Annotated in this window: 12 protein-coding genes; 7 read left to right on the top strand and 5 right to left on the bottom strand. The window is 72.4% G+C overall.

Annotation, left to right across the window (positions count from 1 at the left end; genetic code table 11):
- Positions 1 to 6: 6 nt before the first annotated feature.
- The gene (locus OG588_RS00795) at positions 7 to 483 is read left to right on the top strand and encodes an Lrp/AsnC family transcriptional regulator (RefSeq protein ID WP_405945561.1); all 477 of its coding nucleotides are present in this window, start codon (positions 7 to 9) and stop codon (positions 481 to 483) included.
- Here the strand turns inward: OG588_RS00795 and OG588_RS00790 are convergent.
- Together OG588_RS00790 and OG588_RS00785 are read right to left on the bottom strand one after the other, a co-directional pair.
- The gene (locus OG588_RS00790) at positions 480 to 1,490 is read right to left on the bottom strand and encodes a PDR/VanB family oxidoreductase (RefSeq protein WP_405945560.1); all 1,011 of its coding nucleotides are present in this window, start codon (positions 1,488 to 1,490) and stop codon (positions 480 to 482) included. The two genes, OG588_RS00795 and OG588_RS00790, sit on opposite strands and share 4 nt — an antisense overlap.
- The gene (locus tag OG588_RS00785; protein ID WP_405945559.1) at positions 1,480 to 2,733 is read right to left on the bottom strand and encodes a glutamine synthetase family protein; all 1,254 of its coding nucleotides are present in this window, start codon (positions 2,731 to 2,733) and stop codon (positions 1,480 to 1,482) included. Before OG588_RS00785 ends, OG588_RS00790 begins: the two co-directional genes overlap by 11 nt.
- Here OG588_RS00785 and OG588_RS00780 point away from each other — a divergent pair, their 5' ends adjacent.
- The 5 genes from OG588_RS00780 (at position 2,734) to OG588_RS00760 (ending at position 10,465) form a co-directional block, all read left to right on the top strand.
- The gene (locus tag OG588_RS00780; protein ID WP_405945558.1) at positions 2,734 to 2,886 is read left to right on the top strand and encodes a hypothetical protein; all 153 of its coding nucleotides are present in this window, start codon (positions 2,734 to 2,736) and stop codon (positions 2,884 to 2,886) included.
- A 121-nt stretch (positions 2,887 to 3,007) separates the two neighbouring features.
- The gene (locus OG588_RS00775; RefSeq protein ID WP_405945557.1) at positions 3,008 to 5,398 is read left to right on the top strand and encodes an ATP-binding cassette domain-containing protein; all 2,391 of its coding nucleotides are present in this window, start codon (positions 3,008 to 3,010) and stop codon (positions 5,396 to 5,398) included.
- Between the two features lie 153 nt (positions 5,399 to 5,551).
- Complete coding sequence (locus tag OG588_RS00770) at positions 5,552 to 9,328, top strand: CHAT domain-containing protein (RefSeq protein ID WP_405945556.1); 3,777 nt, start codon at positions 5,552 to 5,554, stop codon at positions 9,326 to 9,328.
- 32 nt (positions 9,329 to 9,360) lie between these two features.
- Entirely contained in the window at positions 9,361 to 9,738 is a 378-nt protein-coding gene (locus OG588_RS00765; protein ID WP_405945555.1) for a CATRA system-associated protein, read from the top strand.
- Between the two features lie 10 nt (positions 9,739 to 9,748).
- On the top strand, positions 9,749 to 10,465 hold the full coding sequence (locus OG588_RS00760; RefSeq protein WP_405945554.1) for a hypothetical protein: 717 nt from the start codon (positions 9,749 to 9,751) through the stop codon (positions 10,463 to 10,465).
- 97 nt (positions 10,466 to 10,562) lie between these two features.
- Here the strand turns inward: OG588_RS00760 and OG588_RS00755 are convergent, their stop codons facing one another.
- Together OG588_RS00755 and OG588_RS00750 are read right to left on the bottom strand one after the other, a co-directional pair.
- Positions 10,563 to 10,949: a hypothetical protein gene (locus tag OG588_RS00755; protein WP_405945553.1), complete on the bottom strand. Its 387-nt coding sequence runs from the start codon at positions 10,947 to 10,949 to the stop codon at positions 10,563 to 10,565.
- 28 nt (positions 10,950 to 10,977) lie between these two features.
- Positions 10,978 to 11,697: a hypothetical protein gene (locus OG588_RS00750; protein WP_405945552.1), complete on the bottom strand. Its 720-nt coding sequence runs from the start codon at positions 11,695 to 11,697 to the stop codon at positions 10,978 to 10,980.
- A gap of 240 nt (positions 11,698 to 11,937) precedes the next feature.
- Between OG588_RS00750 and OG588_RS00745 the strand changes: the two genes are divergently transcribed.
- Positions 11,938 to 12,891 (top strand): helix-turn-helix domain-containing protein, encoded by a 954-nt coding sequence (locus tag OG588_RS00745; protein ID WP_405945551.1) that lies wholly within the window; start codon positions 11,938 to 11,940, stop codon positions 12,889 to 12,891.
- Here OG588_RS00745 and OG588_RS00740 read toward each other — a convergent pair.
- Positions 12,852 to 15,242: an ATP-binding protein gene (locus OG588_RS00740; protein ID WP_405945550.1), complete on the bottom strand. Its 2,391-nt coding sequence runs from the start codon at positions 15,240 to 15,242 to the stop codon at positions 12,852 to 12,854. The genes OG588_RS00745 and OG588_RS00740 overlap by 40 nt on opposite strands.
- Between the last annotated feature and the right edge of the window lie 31 nt (positions 15,243 to 15,273).

Here is a 15,273-nt window from a genome sequence, read left to right as displayed (position 1 = left end):
CGCATCATGACGCTGATGGACCCCTTGGACGCCCGCATCATCCTGGCCCTCGACGACGACCCGGGCGCGACGATCCTCGCCCTGGCGCAGACCCTGGGCGTGGCCCGGAACACCGTGCACGCCCGGCTGCGGAGGATGGCCGCCGACGGCGTGCTCAAGCCCGTCAGCCGACGCGTCGACCCCGCCGCCCTCGGGTACGGCCTGGTCGCGTTCATGTCGCTCGCCGTGAGCCAGGCCGAGCCCGAGAGCGTCCACGAGGGCCTGCTCGACCTCCCCGAGGTCATCGAGGTGCACTACACCACCGGCGACGCCGACCTCCTCGCGCAGGTCGTCGCCAAGGACACCTCGGACCTGCACCGCATCACCAAAGCGATCCTCGCCATCGACGGAGTCGACCGGACCAGCACCGCCATCTCCCTGGCCGAGGTCATCCCGTACCGTCCCCGGGCTCTGCTGCATCGCCTGGCGAAAGGCCGCGCTTAGAGATCCAGCTCCAGCACCGGGGAGTCGCAGCGGCTCACGCAGATCATCATCGTGGTGGCGGTGGGGCGTTCGGACGGTTCGATCACCGTGTCGCGGTGGTCAGGGAGCCCGGCCGTCACCGGCGTCTCGCAGGTGCCGCAGTAGCCCTCCTCGCAGGAGAAGGGCACATCCGGGAGTTTCTCCCGTACGACGTCCAGCACGGAACGGTCGGCGGGCACGGTCAGCCGCAGACCCGAACGGGCCAGCACCACCTCGAACTCCCCGCTCGGCGCGTCGAGTTGCACGGGCTCGGTCTCGTCGGCCGCGGTGAACCGTTCGACGTGCGGCGACCGCACCGGGTCCGCCGTCCGGCACAGGGCCGTCACCGCGTCGAGCATCGGTCGCGGGCCACAGGCGTAGACGGCGTACGAGGGCGGGGTGGCGGCGAGTTCGGCGGCCAGGTCCGGCAGTCCTACCTCGTCCTGCGGTGCGAGCAGCACCCGGTCCCCGCCCAACGCCGCCAACTCCTCGGCGTACACGAGCCGGGAGCGGTCGCGGGCGCCCAGGACGAGTCGCCAGGGCAGGCCGCGGGCGGTGAGTTCGCGGGCCATCGGCAGCAGCGGGGTGACGCCGATACCGCCGGCCAGCAGGAGGTAGCCCGACGCGGGCACGAGCGGGAACCTGTTGATCGGCCCGCGCGCCTCCAACTCCTGGCCCACCAGGGCGGTTTCGTGGATCTCCCGGGAGCCGCCACGCCCCTCGGGCACGCGGTGCACGGCGAGCGTCCACGCCTCGCTGTCCGCCGGCTCCCCGCACAGCGAGTAGTGCCGCCGGAGTCCCGAGGGCAGGGTCAACTCCACGTGTGCGCCCGGCTCCCAGGGCGGCAGGGTGCCGCCGGTGGGCCGGGTCAGACGGAGTTCCAGCACGTCATGGGCGACCCAGCGGGCCTGTCGGACCAGGAGACGTCGGGTGGTCCCGCCGAGGTGGTCCAGGTCGGAAGACCCGGGGTGGTCGAGGTCAGAAGACACGGAAGTACTCCCGCTGTTCCCAGTCGGTCACCTCTTGGCTGAAGCGGGTGATCTCGGCCCGCTTGATGCTCGTGTAGTACGCCACGAAGTCCTTGCCGAGCCGGTCCGTGAGCATGCGGTCGGACTCCAGCGCGTCCAGGGCCTCGCCCAGTGAGCGGGGGAGCGGTTCGGCGCGTGCCGCGTAGGGCTCGTCGGCGGCCGGTCCGGGTTCCAGGCCACCCGCCACGCCCTCCAGTCCGGCGGCGAGTTGGGAGGCGAGGTAGAGGTAGGGGTTGGCGGCCGGCTCGCCGATCCGGTTCTCCAGCCGGGTGGATGACGGTCCGTCACCCAGTACTCGCACCATCGCCCCACGGTTGTCGCGCCCCCACACCGCACGGTCCGGTGCCAAGGAAAGTGAGCGAAAGCGTTTGAAACCATTGAGAGTTGGCGTCGAGAACGCACTCGTGGCCCGCGCGTGCCGCAGCAGCCCACCAAGAAAGGCGGTTCCGTACGGCGACAACGGCGGTCCGGACGCGGTGAGTTCGCCGGTCTCCGGTGCGAAGATGCCCACGCCGTCGCGCAGCATGCTCTGGTGCAGATGCCAGCCGCTGGAGAAGACGCCCGGCAGATGGGGTCGGCACATGAAGGTGGCGTGATGGCCGTGGCGGGCGGCGACCTGCTTGACCGCGCTGCGCAGCAGCACCATCGCGTCGGCCGTACCGAGACCGTCGGCGGGCTGGAGCGTCAACTCGACCTGGCTCGGGCCGAATTCCACCTCCAGGCTGCGCAACGGCAGGCCCAGTCCCTCGATGTTCGAGCGCAGGACGTCGAGGATGGGGTCGAGCTCGTCGTAGCGCAGCTCGCTGAGGTACTGGTAGCCGTGGTTGAGCATCCCGACCTCGGGCGCGGCACCCGGCTGACCCTGATCACCGGGACCCAGACGCGGGTCGTCCAGCCGGAACAGATGGAACTCCACCTCCAGCCCCGTGCGGTACGTCAGCCCTTCCGCCTGGTCGAGGACCGAGCGCAGCAGCCCACGCGTGCACAGCGGGACCGGAGCGCCGGTGGTGAAGCGCAGGTCGCACAGCAGCCAGCCGGTGCCCGGTGACCACGGCAGCATCCGGAAGGTCGTCGGGTCGGGCACCATCACCATGTCGGCGGCGCCGCGCGGTTCGGGCAGCCCCAGCGGCGTCTCGTTGGTGAAGAGCGGGAACACGGTCCGCCCCGAGGTGTCCTTGGCCAGCAGGGACGAGGCGATGTCCATGTGCGGCACCTCGACACCGCGGCCGAGCTGATCGTGTTCACCGTGGAGATCAACACCCACAAGCTCATGGCCGACCCGCGGACCGTCCCGGTCGAGACGTTCGAGCAGGAGCTGGTCGACATGGTCACCCGGTATCTGCGCGGCGATCAGTAGGCGGGACAGATGTCCCTTCGGTCAGGATTCGAGAAGCGCGGACCCGCACCTCACCTCTAGCGTGGGGGCAGCCGGCGGACCCGACGACGGGCCGGCCCGGTGGACACGGAGGGAAGACACGATGAGCAAGGCCACGAGGACGGACCCGCGGTCGGCCGAGCCGCAGGCTGCCGACACCCATGACCTGATCCGCGTGCACGGGGCGCGCGAGAACAACCTCAAGGACGTCAGCATCGAGATCCCGAAGCGCCGGCTGACGGTGTTCACCGGTGTCTCCGGCTCGGGCAAGAGCTCGCTCGTGTTCGACACGATCGCCGCCGAGTCGCAACGGCTGATCAACGAGACCTACAGCGCCTTCGTGCAGGGCTTCATGCCGACGCTGGCACGCCCAGAGGTCGACGTCCTCGACGGACTGACCACCGCGATCATCGTCGACCAGCAGCGGCTCGGCGCCGACCCGCGCTCCACGGTCGGCACCGCCACCGACGCCAACGCGATGCTGCGCATCCTCTTCAGCCGGCTCGGAAAGCCCCACCTCGGCTCGCCCAAGGCGTTCTCCTTCAACGTCGCCTCGATCAGCGGCGCGGGCGCGGTCACCATGGAACGCGGCGGACAGAAGGTCAAGGAGCGCCGCAGCTTCAGCATCACCGGCGGCATGTGCCCGCGCTGCGAGGGCCGCGGCTCGGTCACCGACCTCGACCTCACCCAGCTCTACGACGACTCCAAGTCCCTTGCGGAGGGCGCCATCACCGTCCCCGGCTACACCGGAGGCGGCTGGAACTCCCGGCTCTACAGCGAGTCCGGCTTCTTCGACCCGGACAAGCCGATCAGCAAGTTCACGAAGAAGGAGTTGCAGGACTTCCTCCACCGTGAGCCGACCCGGATGAAGATCGCGGGCATCAACATGACCTACGAAGGTCTGATCCCGCGTATCCAGAAGTCGATGCTCGCCAAGGACCGGGAGGGCATGCAGCCGCACATCCGGGAGTTCGTGGACCGCGCGGTCACCTTCACCACCTGCCCCGACTGCGACGGCACCCGCCTGAACGAGGGTGCCCGCTCGTCGAAGATCAAGGGCATCAGCATCGCCGACGCCTGCGCGATGCAGATCAGCGACCTGGCGGACTGGGTGCGCGGCCTCGACGAGCCGTCCGTGGCGCCGCTGCTCACCGCGCTGCAACAGGCCCTCGACTCGTTCGTCGAGATCGGCCTCGGCTACCTCTCGCTCAACCGACCCGCCGGCACGCTGTCGGGCGGCGAGGCACAGCGCGTCAAGATGATCCGCCACCTCGGCTCCTCGCTCACCGACGTCACGTATGTCTTCGACGAGCCGACCATCGGGCTGCACCCGCACGACATCCAGCGCATGAACGACCTGCTGCTGCGCCTGCGCGACAAGGGCAACACCGTGCTCGTCGTCGAGCACAAGCCGGAGACCATCGCGATCGCCGACCACATCGTCGACCTCGGCCCCGGCGCCGGTACGGCGGGCGGCACCGTCTGCTTCGAGGGCACCGTCGAGGGACTGCGCACCGGCGGCACCATCACCGGCCGGCACTTCGACGACCGGGCGTCCCTCAAGGAGTCGACGCGGAAGCCCACCGGCGCGCTGGAGATCCGCGGCGCCGCGACCAACAACCTCCATGACGTGGACGTCGACATTCCGCTCGGCGTCCTCGCCGTCATCACCGGCGTCGCCGGCTCCGGCAAGAGCTCGCTCGTGCACGGGTCGATCCCGGCCGGCGAGAACGTGGTGTCGGTCGATCAGGGCGCCATCCGCGGATCGCGCCGGAGCAACCCGGCGACGTACACCGGACTTCTCGAACCGATCCGCAAGGCCTTCGCCAAGGCCAACGGCGTGAAGCCGGCCCTGTTCAGCGCCAACTCCGAGGGCGCCTGCCCCACTTGCAACGGCGCCGGCGTCATCTTCACCGACCTGGCGATGATGGCCGGCGTGGCCACCACCTGCGAGGACTGCGAGGGGAAACGGTTCGACGCGTCCGTGCTGGAGTACCACTTCGGCGGCCGGGACATCAGCGAGGTGCTCGCCATGTCGGTGACCGAGGCCGAGGAGTTCTTCGGCGCGGGCGAGGCGGCCACCCCGGCCGCGCACCGGATCCTGACCCGGCTCGCCGACGTCGGCCTCGGCTACCTCAGCCTCGGCCAGCCGCTCACCACCCTCTCCGGCGGCGAACGCCAACGCCTCAAGCTGGCCACCCACATGTCCGACAAGGGCGGCGTCTACGTCCTCGACGAGCCCACCGCCGGCCTCCACCTCGCCGACGTCGAGCAACTCCTCGGCCTGCTCGACCGGTTGGTCGACTCCGGCAAGTCGGTCATCGTCGTGGAACACCACCAGGCGGTCATGGCCCACGCCGACTGGATCATCGACCTCGGCCCCGGCGCCGGCCACGACGGCGGCAAGGTCGTCTTCGAGGGGACACCGGCCGACCTGGTCGACGCGCGGTCGACGCTGACGGGGGAGCACCTGGCGGCGTACGTCGGGGCCTGAGCGAGACGGTGGCCCGGCGGCGGCCGCCGTCGGCGAGGCGTGGCGACCGCCGTTCCGCCCGCTGCCGTGAACTGCCCTAAGCACACCGGTGGTTGTTTGTCGGAGATTTCCGGAAGATGACCAAAGTGGGCCGCGGCCGGGGAGACTGGCGGTGTGTCAGAGATACGAGCAGCTGTGGACCGCCTGCTGGCGCGCTGTGAGGCGGGGTGGACACCGGATGCCGAGCGGCATGTCGCCAACGCCGGGAAGGATCCGGCCAGTTGGCTGCCCGCGGCGGCCGCACTCCTGCGCGCCTCCTGGACCGAGGGCGGCCGGGACTGCGCGGTGGCCGCGGTGGCAGTCCTGGAGTACGCGCTCGACGTGGGGGACAAGCGGGATGCGCGGCGGCCCCGCTGGGTGCTGCACCTGTGGCTGGCCGAGCGCACGCTGTCGCAGCGCTTCGAGGACCACCGGCTGTCGGACGAGGTCCGCCACCAGCTCGCCGCCCAGACCCAGAGCCGCCCGGCGGACGATCCGGTGGCGGTCGCGGCGACGTACCCGGAGGAGGCCCCGCCCCGCCACTTCGAGCCGCCCCGGCCCTCGCACCCGCACGCCGTACGGCTGGCCGAAGGGCTCCCGGCGGACGATCTGGTCCGGCCCTGGCTGCTGGCCCAGCTCGCGCAGTCCGCGTTCTTCCGCTTCGAGTCGGGTGAGACGGACGCGCTGCGGGACGCCGGACGGTGGGCCGATGCGGCGTTCACCGGCATCACCGTCGACCACCTGGAGGCCGGCCTCGTCAGCGCCACCGTCGTGCACGCGGCGCTGGCCCGCCTCCGGGACAAGCCGAGCGACAGCCGGCCCGTCCAACTCGCGCTGCGGGGCGGCCGGTCGGCGCTGCGAGCGGTCGAGCACGCCCGACGCCACGGCACCGCCCCGCTCGACGCCGAGGCGGCCTCGGCCCATCTCGCGTTCTCCCACGCCCTCACCATGTCCCTGCCGTTCCATCCCGAGGAGGAGGTGGTCGACGAGGCCATCGCCCAACTGGAGGCGTTCCGGGCCGGCGCGCCGCCCGACGACAACGGGATCTACGCCGGGAACATGCCGACGCTGCTGGCCGCGCGGGCCATCTTCACCGGGTCGGACGCCGACCTCCGGCGCGCGGACGAGATGTGGGCCGCGCTCCAGCGGGACCTCCCGCCGGACCACCCCCTGGTGCCGCACATCGCCGACAAGCGCGCCGCGTCCGCCAAGTTGGGGAAGATGCTCAAGCGGTCACCGATCAAGGGAGCCCACCTGCTCAGGCTCGCGGGCCCGATGCTGGGACCCTTGCTGAGCGGGGTGCAACTGCCGCCCATCCGGATGTACGTCCCGCCGGGCCGCCCCGGAGTGCGCTCACCCGGCCCCGGCCCGGAAGTCTTCGAGCCCTTCACCGGTGGACCTCGGGCCGCCTCGCCGGACGCCGGACCGGGTCGCACGCGATCCGGCGGCTTCGTCTGGCCACCCGGACCACCGGCGGACGCCGGGCCCGCGGAGCCGCCGGACATGGCGGACCTCGGCGCGCTGCCGCCGGACGTGGCGGCCGTGCGGGGTGCCCTGCTGGGTGCCGGTGCCAGCGATCCGCGCCGACTCGCCCTCGCCGTCGACCAGTTGAAGGCCGTGCTGGCCGGGCCGCTGCCGGACGGGCAGCGGGGTTTCCTCGCCGCCACCCTCGTGGAATTCCTCGTCGCGCAGATCACCTTCAGCGACAAGCTGGAGGACCTGGAGCAGGCCGTGCGGTGCGGGGACGAGCAGTTGGCCATGCTGCCGCCCACGAGTCCCCGGTACATCGAGTTGCTGTGCGCGGTGGAAATGCGCCGGACCGACTACGGAATGCTGCACCAGGACGAGCCGACCGTCGCCCGGGCGTGCGACGGGCTGGCCTGGGCGGTCGGCCGACTGCCCGAGGGGTCGGCGAGCTGGCTCGGCTGCGCCATCGCCTACGCACAGGCCCTCGGCTGCGTCTCCGCGATGCGCCGGGACGTGTCCGGCACCCAGGAGGCGGTGCGGCTCGTCGAGTTGGCGGCGCAGTGCCTCGAAGCCCTGCCGGGCCGGCCCGAGTACTCGCCCGAGCTGGCCGCGCTGCGCGAGCAGCTCCGGCCCCTCCTGGCGACCGTCACCGAGCTGGTCCGCACCGCTCACGACGATGTCACCGGGTACCGCTACGGCGACCCCGAGCCCAGCTCCTGGGACCCGGCCACCGAACGGGCGCTGCCACCGCGGATGCGGTTCGAGAACGCGCGGGTCGCGCTCAACTCGGCGATGAACAGCCGTAATTGGGTCCGGGCGACCGACGCCGCCGAGGCCGCGCTGGAAGCACTGCCGCTGGTGGTGTCCCAGGCCTTGCACCGCGACGACCGCCAGGCCGTCCTGCGTACCGCGCTGCTCGGCCGCCGCTATCCCGGCCCGGGCGGCACCGTCCGCACCGTCGACCTCCCGGACCGGCTCGCCGGGACGAGCCTGGCCCGCACCGCGTGCGCGGTGGCGCTCGCCGCGGGCCGCACCGAACAGGCGGCTGCCCTGCTGGAACAGGGGCGGGCGGTCCTGATGGGGCAGGATCTCCAGGCCCGCAGCGACGACTCCGACCTGGCCGCGGCTCATCCGCAGGTGGCCCGGGAGTTCACCGCTCTCGCCCGCCGACTGCGGGAGACGGAGGGCGCCGGTGAGCCGGGCGGGCGGCCGGGGCATGGCAGTTCGGCGGGCGGTCCCGGCGAAGCCGCGCGGATCCGGGACCAGCACGCGGTGACCCAGGAGTGGCAGCGGCTGCTGGCCCGGATCCGGGGACTCGACGGGTTCGAGCACTTCCTGCTGCCGCCGAGCGTCGAGCAGATGCGACGCGAGGCGAAGGAGGGGCCGATCGTTCTGATCAACATCGACCGGCTGCGCTCGGACGCCCTCGTCGTCACGACCGAGGGCATCGAGCTCGTGGAGCTGCCGAAGGTCACCGAAGGGCAACTCGCGCTCAAGGCACGGCAGTTCCTCGCGGCGGTCTCCGTGGACGTCCGCGACTCCAGTGCCCGGCGCAAGGAAGCCGCCGAGACCGTGTTCGACACCCTCGAATGGCTCTGGGACACCATCGCCGAACCGGTGCTGAACGCGGCGGGCCTGACCCGGCCGATCCCCGAGGACGCCCCGCGCGCGGCCGTGCCGAGGCTGTGGTGGTCGGCGTCCGGACCGCTGGCCCACCTTCCGCTGCACGCGGCCGGCCATCATCGGGCGGCCGAACTCGGCGACGGACGCTCGGTGTTGGACCGGGCCGCCTCCTCGTACACGCCGAGCATCAGGGCGCTGCGGCACGCCCGGCAGGCCCCGGCGACGCGCGGGGGCCGCGGGCCCTTCCTGGCGGTACGGCAGCCCACCGGCGCCGACGGCAAGGACGGCGCGTCCGTGGCGGAGGTGCAGGCGATGGCCCGAACCCTGCGCGGACTGCGGATCGTCCAGGGCGCCGACGCCACCGTCGAGCGGGTGCGCACTGAGCTGTCCTACACGGCCGTCGTGCACTTCGCGTGCCACGGCATGAGCAACGCCGAGGACCCGTCCCGGAGTTACCTGGATCTGGCCGACGGACACCTCGCGGTGCGGGACGTGGCCCGCGGACATCTGCCGCACGCCCAGCTCGCCGTACTGCTGGCCTGCCACACCACCCGCACCGACCGCCTCCCCGACGAGGCGGTGCACCTGACGTCGGCGTTCCAGACGGCCGGATATCCGCAGGTGGTGGGCGCGCTGTGGGAGGCGACCGACCTGGTGTCGGTACGGCTGACCGACCGTCTCTACCGCGACCTGCGGACCTACGGCGACGGCCTCGACGTCACCGACACCGCGCGGGTCGTGCACGGGATCGTACGGGGGTTGCGGGAGCGGTACGCCCGGTCGCCGCAGGTATGGGCGCCGTACGTCCACACGGGGCGTTGACGCATGACGACGAGCGAGGGAAGGACGACGGCGTGAGTACATCCGAGGGGGCGTCCGCGATCGACCGGGAGACGGCCGGCGCGACGAGTCTGGCGCTGCGGCTGATGCTGAAGGAGTGGCGGCTCCCGCCCCAGATCTGGGTGGAGATCGCAGCGCTGCTGGAGGAGTTGGCGACGGCCGTCGCCCGGGGGGACGCGGCGGAGGTGAACGCGCTGACCGGCGAGCTGGAGGTGCTGTCGGGCAGCAGGGTCTCCCGGATCACGGGCACCGGGGGCGGGACGGCGTCGGGCGACGACGAGCGGGTGCCGCTGCCCGAGGACAAGCGTGAGCGCGTCGTCGCCCTCGTGCACGCGCTCGACCCCGACTCCCCGCCCGGCGGACCGCGCTCCGCGCCCGCCCGGCGGAGCTGACGGCCGGGCGATGCTGTCGGTACTCGCCAATGTCGCGATCGGTCTGCTGACCAGCCTCGTCGGCCTCGGTCTGGGCACCCTGTGGGAACGCGGACGGCGGAGCCGGGCGCTGTACCGCAGGGCCGCCTTCTTCGGCACCCGGCCGGGCGAGAACTGTGTGATCGTCGTCGGCACCAAACACGGACAGCCGGGCACCACCCAGCAGCGCGACCTGCGGGCGGTCGTCGAACTGACCGTACTGCTCAGCGAGTTGGGCTGCCGGGTGAGTGTGGAGTCCGGCGAGCTGCGCGGCACCAACGGCGACCGGACCGAGTTCTGTGTCGGCGGGCCGATCGGCGGGTCCAATCCGCGCACCGGCGGACATCTGACGGCCCATCTGCCCGGGGTGACGATCACTCCGTTCAGCGAACGCCGCGACTCGGTGGCGATCGCGGTCGGCGGGGAGCGCTACTTCTTCGACCGCGGGCGCCAGGAGTACGCGGTGGTCGCCAAGTTCACGCCACCGGAGTCGAGCCGGCCGGTGGTGCTGGTGTGCGGGCAGAGCTCGGTGGCGAACCAGGCGGCCGTCCACTTCCTGCGACGCGAGTACGCGCAGGTGGTGCGGGCGGTGGCGTCGGTGGACCGGTACTGCCTGCTGGTGAAGGTCTCCGACATCGGCGTCTACTCCTTCCACCGGTCGGTGCTCGAACGGGACGTGTCCGCGGAGGCGTTCGCCACCGTCGGCTGAACACCCGCACCGCGCGGGCGCGTTCATGGCCACGAGCACCCGGTCCCCTGCGCCGGGTGCTCGTCGGGCCGTAGGGACCGAGGGCTGCTGGGCCCGGTCAGATGCCCGTGTACTTCATGGACGGATCGAGTTCCGTCAGCGTGTCGACGTAGCGGCGGATCTTGCGGTTCGCCTTGATGCCGAAGGCGCCGAGGTTGCGGCCGACGCCCAGCACGATCTCGCGGTGGGCGCCCCGGTCCCACATGTGCATGTGCACCGCGGACTTCTGTATCTCCGCTCCCCGGCCGCCGAGCAGCGCCATCACGGTGAAGTCGGGCCGGTCCTGGGCCACGGTGTCGAAGACCGAGCCCCTGGGCTCCTCGAAGGTGGTGCCCGCGCCGGTGATGTGCTCGCTCCACCAGCTCACCCGCATCGCGTGGCGGAAGACGTCGGCCGCCTCCGCCATCGACAGCTGGGTCGTTATCTCGACCGGTGTCCTGGCCATGTGGTTCTCTCCTCGGGAGTCGTTCGGCTCACAGCCGGGACGGTGGCAGCGGGATGAAGGGACGCAGTTCGTCGGCGACCCAGTGCACGGGTGTCTGGAACACCTCGCCGATCCGGGTGTAGAGGTCGTGCAGGGTGTCCGCCGACGTCCACTCGAAGCGGGCCCGGGTGGGATCGGTGTCGCTGGTCGGCGCGTCCACGACCGTCACGAAACGACCCTCGGGCGCGGCGGTGACGTAGACGACGTTCGAGTCCGAGGCCTCGGTGATCCGCGCGAGTTGGCGCAGTTCCCCCGGCGCGAGGGCCGGGATGCGCACCTCCTCGGGTGTCGGCCGGGGCCGGCCCACGAGCCAGGGCTCGCAGCTGTTCTCCTGCCAGAACTGCCAGTCGGCGGCGGACAGCCGGTTGCTCGGCACCCCGTTCGCCCGGAAGAACTCCAACGCGGCCATCCGTACGGCGTCGTAGGCCGGGCTGGTGAAGTCGGAGCCGACCAGGTTCCACACCGTGCGCGCGGCGCCGAAGAGGGCGAAGCCGCCGGCCGGCAGCACCGCGTCGGCCAGGGCGCGGGCGAAGCCCTGCGGGTCGGACTGCGCGAACGGCAGGTAGGGCGCCTGGAGTTCGGCCCACACGTCCGAGGCGTCGATGTCGGTACCGACGGGGTCGAACTCGAAGCGGCCGAACCGCTCCATCCGTGACACCACGTCGCCCGGCAGCCGTGTGGCGCGGGGTGTCCTGGGGAACAAAGCCATGGTCCTCTCCTGGCACAAGAGCGGGAACCGGCCGATGCGGGCGCACCGGATCCGGGCGCAACCTGTGTAACAAGGGCGGTAGTTCGCACTCAACGGTTCTCCGGCGAACCGGACGATCTCCGGAAAACCGGGACGGCCGACGGGCGGCCCCGCAGGACCGGGACGACGGGTCCGGCCGTGTGTCAGACTCGGCCGCGTCGGCGGCGGCAACGGCGTTGCGCAGCAGGGGGGTTGCACACGATGGGGCGTCCGCAGAAGGAGATCGTGCTGGACGGGTCACCGGCCCGGCTCTTCGCCCACTGGCTCCGTGACCTGCGCGGATCGGCCGGCCTCACCCTGGACCAGCTGGCCCGTCGCACCGGGTACGGCAGGACGACCGTCAGCGACGCCATGCGCGGCGAGACCCATCCCACCCGGCCGGTCACCCTGGCGATCGTCGGCGCCTGCGGGGGAGACGTGCGGCGCTGGGGCGAGTACTGGGCCCAGGTGCGCCGGGCCCTGGACCCCGACTCCCCGGACGGCCCGGCCGGAGTCGACCCGCCGCCCTGGAACGTTCCGGCGGACCGTGCGAACGGGGCGCACGCCGAGCAGTGCCCGGCGGACTGCGCGCGCACCGAGCCGCACGGCTGGTACACCGAGTCCGTGTTCACCCGGCTCCGGCTGGACACCCCGACGCCCGAGGCACTGGAGCGCCGGGTCGTCGTCGCGACCTGCGACGGCCTGGCCCGGATACCGGTCGGCGTCAGCGTGCCCCGGCGTACCGGCGACACCACGGCCCGGCACGAACTGGAGATCTCCGTCGTCCAGGGCGGCCGGCTGGCCGACGGCGGGCCGCAGTACGAGAGCTACTTCGAACGGTTCCTGGTGCTCCCCGCGCCGCTCAAGGCCGGCACCCGGCACGTGTACGAACTGCGGCTGCGCATCCCGCCGAACCAGCCGATGGCACCGCACTTCGTCCACGTACCGCTGACCCGCAGCGAATACTTCCGGCTACGGGTCGCCTTCGACCCGGCACGGCCACCGCACACGGTGTGGCGGCTGGCCGGCGTCCCCACCGCCGTGATCTACCAGCAGAACCCGGGCACACCGACCCTGCGCCCCGACGAACACGGCCTCGTGGACGTCGAGTTCGGGGCGATGAAGGTGGGCTACGGCTACGGGCTGAGCTGGCTGGAGGCGGGCACCGGAGGATAGTCAGCCGCCGTGCGCAGCTTGGCGCGGACCGGCTCGGCGTCGGGGTGGTGCAGATCCTCGAAGAGCGCGAGGGCCTCCTCCCACAGGGCGCGTGCGTCCTTGCCTCGGCCGAGTGCCGCGTGGGCGTCCCCGAGGTGCTCCAGGGCGTGCGCCTCGCGGAACCGGTCGCCCAGGGCCCGGTCGAGGTCCAGGGAGACCTCGTAGTGGCCGATCGCGGCGGCGGGCCTGCCGAGGCCCTGTTCGGCGCGGCCCATGCCGATGAGGATGCCCGCCTGCCCGTCGAGGTGACCGAGCCGGGTGTAGAGGTCCAGGGCGCGGCGCGCGTGGTCGAGGGCGACGGTGTGTTCGCCGAGCCGTTCCCACTGCTGGGACACGGAGGTGAGGCCGTCGGCGAGCGCGACGGGGTCTTGGGTGCGCTCCGCCATGGCGAGGGCGAGCCGGGCGTGCGGCATCGCCCTGCGGGGGTCGCCGCAGGAGGCGTACACCCGGACCAGGGAGAGCCGTACCTCCCGTACGCCCTCCGTGTCGCCGAGGGCGCGGCAGGCGCGCAGGGTCTCGTACAGCAGGCCGAGCGCCTCCTCGGCGCGGTGCAGGCGGGAGAGGGCGTCGGCGAGGCGGCGGGTCGCGGTGGCGTGCGCGGCCCGGTTCCCCACCCGGCCCGCGGCGTCGCGGGCCAGCGCGTGCACGGCGGCCCGCTGCGCACGGCGGCCGGAGCGGCGCAGATGCAGGGCGCAGGCGTCGGCCAGCCGCCAGGCGTACGACTCCAGGCCCGGGGTGGCGGCGGCCTGGGCGATGAGGGCCTGCAGCGAGGGCAGTTCCGTCTCGAACCAGGCGGTCGCCGCCGCATGGTCGCCGATCGGCGGCTGGGCGCCGGTGCGGCTCGGGGTCCCGCCAGGTGTCGGACGCCAGGGTTCGAGATGGTGGTCGGCCAGGCGCGCGATGTCCAGGTAGTGACGCAGCAGCCGTTCGGTGCCGTCCAGACGTTCCTGCGGTGGGCCGCCGTCGAGGAGTTCCACGGCGTACAGCCGCAGCAGGTCGTGCAGGGTGTAGCGGCCGGGGGTGTGCTGGCGGACGAGGTGGGCGGCGGTGAGGGTGTCGAGGAGAGCGAGCGGCGGGTCCGTGGCGCCGACCAGGCCCGCGCAGGCCGTGGCGTCGATCTCCGGTCCGGGATGGCAGCCGAGGAGCCGGAAGAGTTGGGCGGCCGGCGCGGGCAGCAGCGCGTACGAACCGTGGAACACCGTCCGCAGATCGACATCCGCGTCCTGCACCCCGAACAGGTCCAACGGCGCCCGGGCGCGCCGCAGTTCACGGACCAGGGCGCCGATGGAACCGGCCGGGGCGGTGGCCGTGCGGGCGGCGGCGACGTTCAGCGCGAGCGGCAACCGGGCGCACAGGTCGACCAGTTCGTCCACCTCGCGCGGCTCCAGGGCGATCCGCTCGGCGCCCATCTGCCGCTCCAGGAGGGTGCGGGCGGCGTAGCGGGGCAGCACGTCGAGGGCGATCCGCAGGGCGCCCTCGCGGATGACCAGGCCGTCGAGGCGGTTGCGGCTGGTGACGACGGCGACGGAACCGGAGTCGGTGGGCAGCAGCGGCCGAACCTGGTCGGTGGAGCGGGCGTTGTCCAGGACCAGCAGCACCCGGCGCCCGGCCAGCAGCGTGCGCAGCAGTCCGGAGGCCACGGCGGTGTCGGTCGGCACGGCGGCAGGGGTGACACCGAGAGCCTGAAGGAAGCCGTGCAGCGCCTCGCCGGGGTCCATCACCGCCTTGTCGCCGAAGCCCCGCAGATCGACGTACAACTGGCCGTCCGGGAAACGGTGTTGTGTCCGGTACGCCCAGTGCAGGGCGAGCGCGGTCTTGCCGACGCCCCCGGTGCCCTCGACGACGGCGACTCCCGCTCGGCCCGGAGCGGGGTCGCCGGACTGACCCAACAACGCGTCCAGCCGGACGAGTTCGGCGTCCCGGGCGACGAACACGGGGTGGCTGAGGGGGAGCTGGCGGGGAACGGAGACGGACCCGGGGGACCGGCGGGCGGCGGTGCGGGCGTTGGCGGGACGCAGGCGGCGGGTGGCGTCGACCTCGTCCCGGAGGGTGGCGAGCCGGCCGGCCTCGGTTCCGGGCACGCCCAGTTCGGCGAGGAGCGCGTCGAAGACTCCGGTGCCGGGCAGGGTGGTGCCGTTGAGATACGCGTACAGACTGCTGAGGGACACGTTCAGACGTCTGGCGAGTTCGCGACGGTCCAGGGTCCTGCCGAACCGTTTCTCGGCCTGGACGACAGCGTGGGTCAGTTCGACGGCCAGCCGCTGTCCCAGTGCTTCTCCGTCGTGGCCGGGCGGCCGGGGAACTTCGTTCACCACCGTTCCTCCGCAGGGACGTTCACGGATC

Source organism: Streptomyces prunicolor (assembly GCF_045162825.1).
Lineage (GTDB): Bacteria > Actinomycetota > Actinomycetes > Streptomycetales > Streptomycetaceae > Streptomyces > Streptomyces prunicolor.
This window is presented reverse-complemented; position numbering and strand designations above follow the sequence as displayed.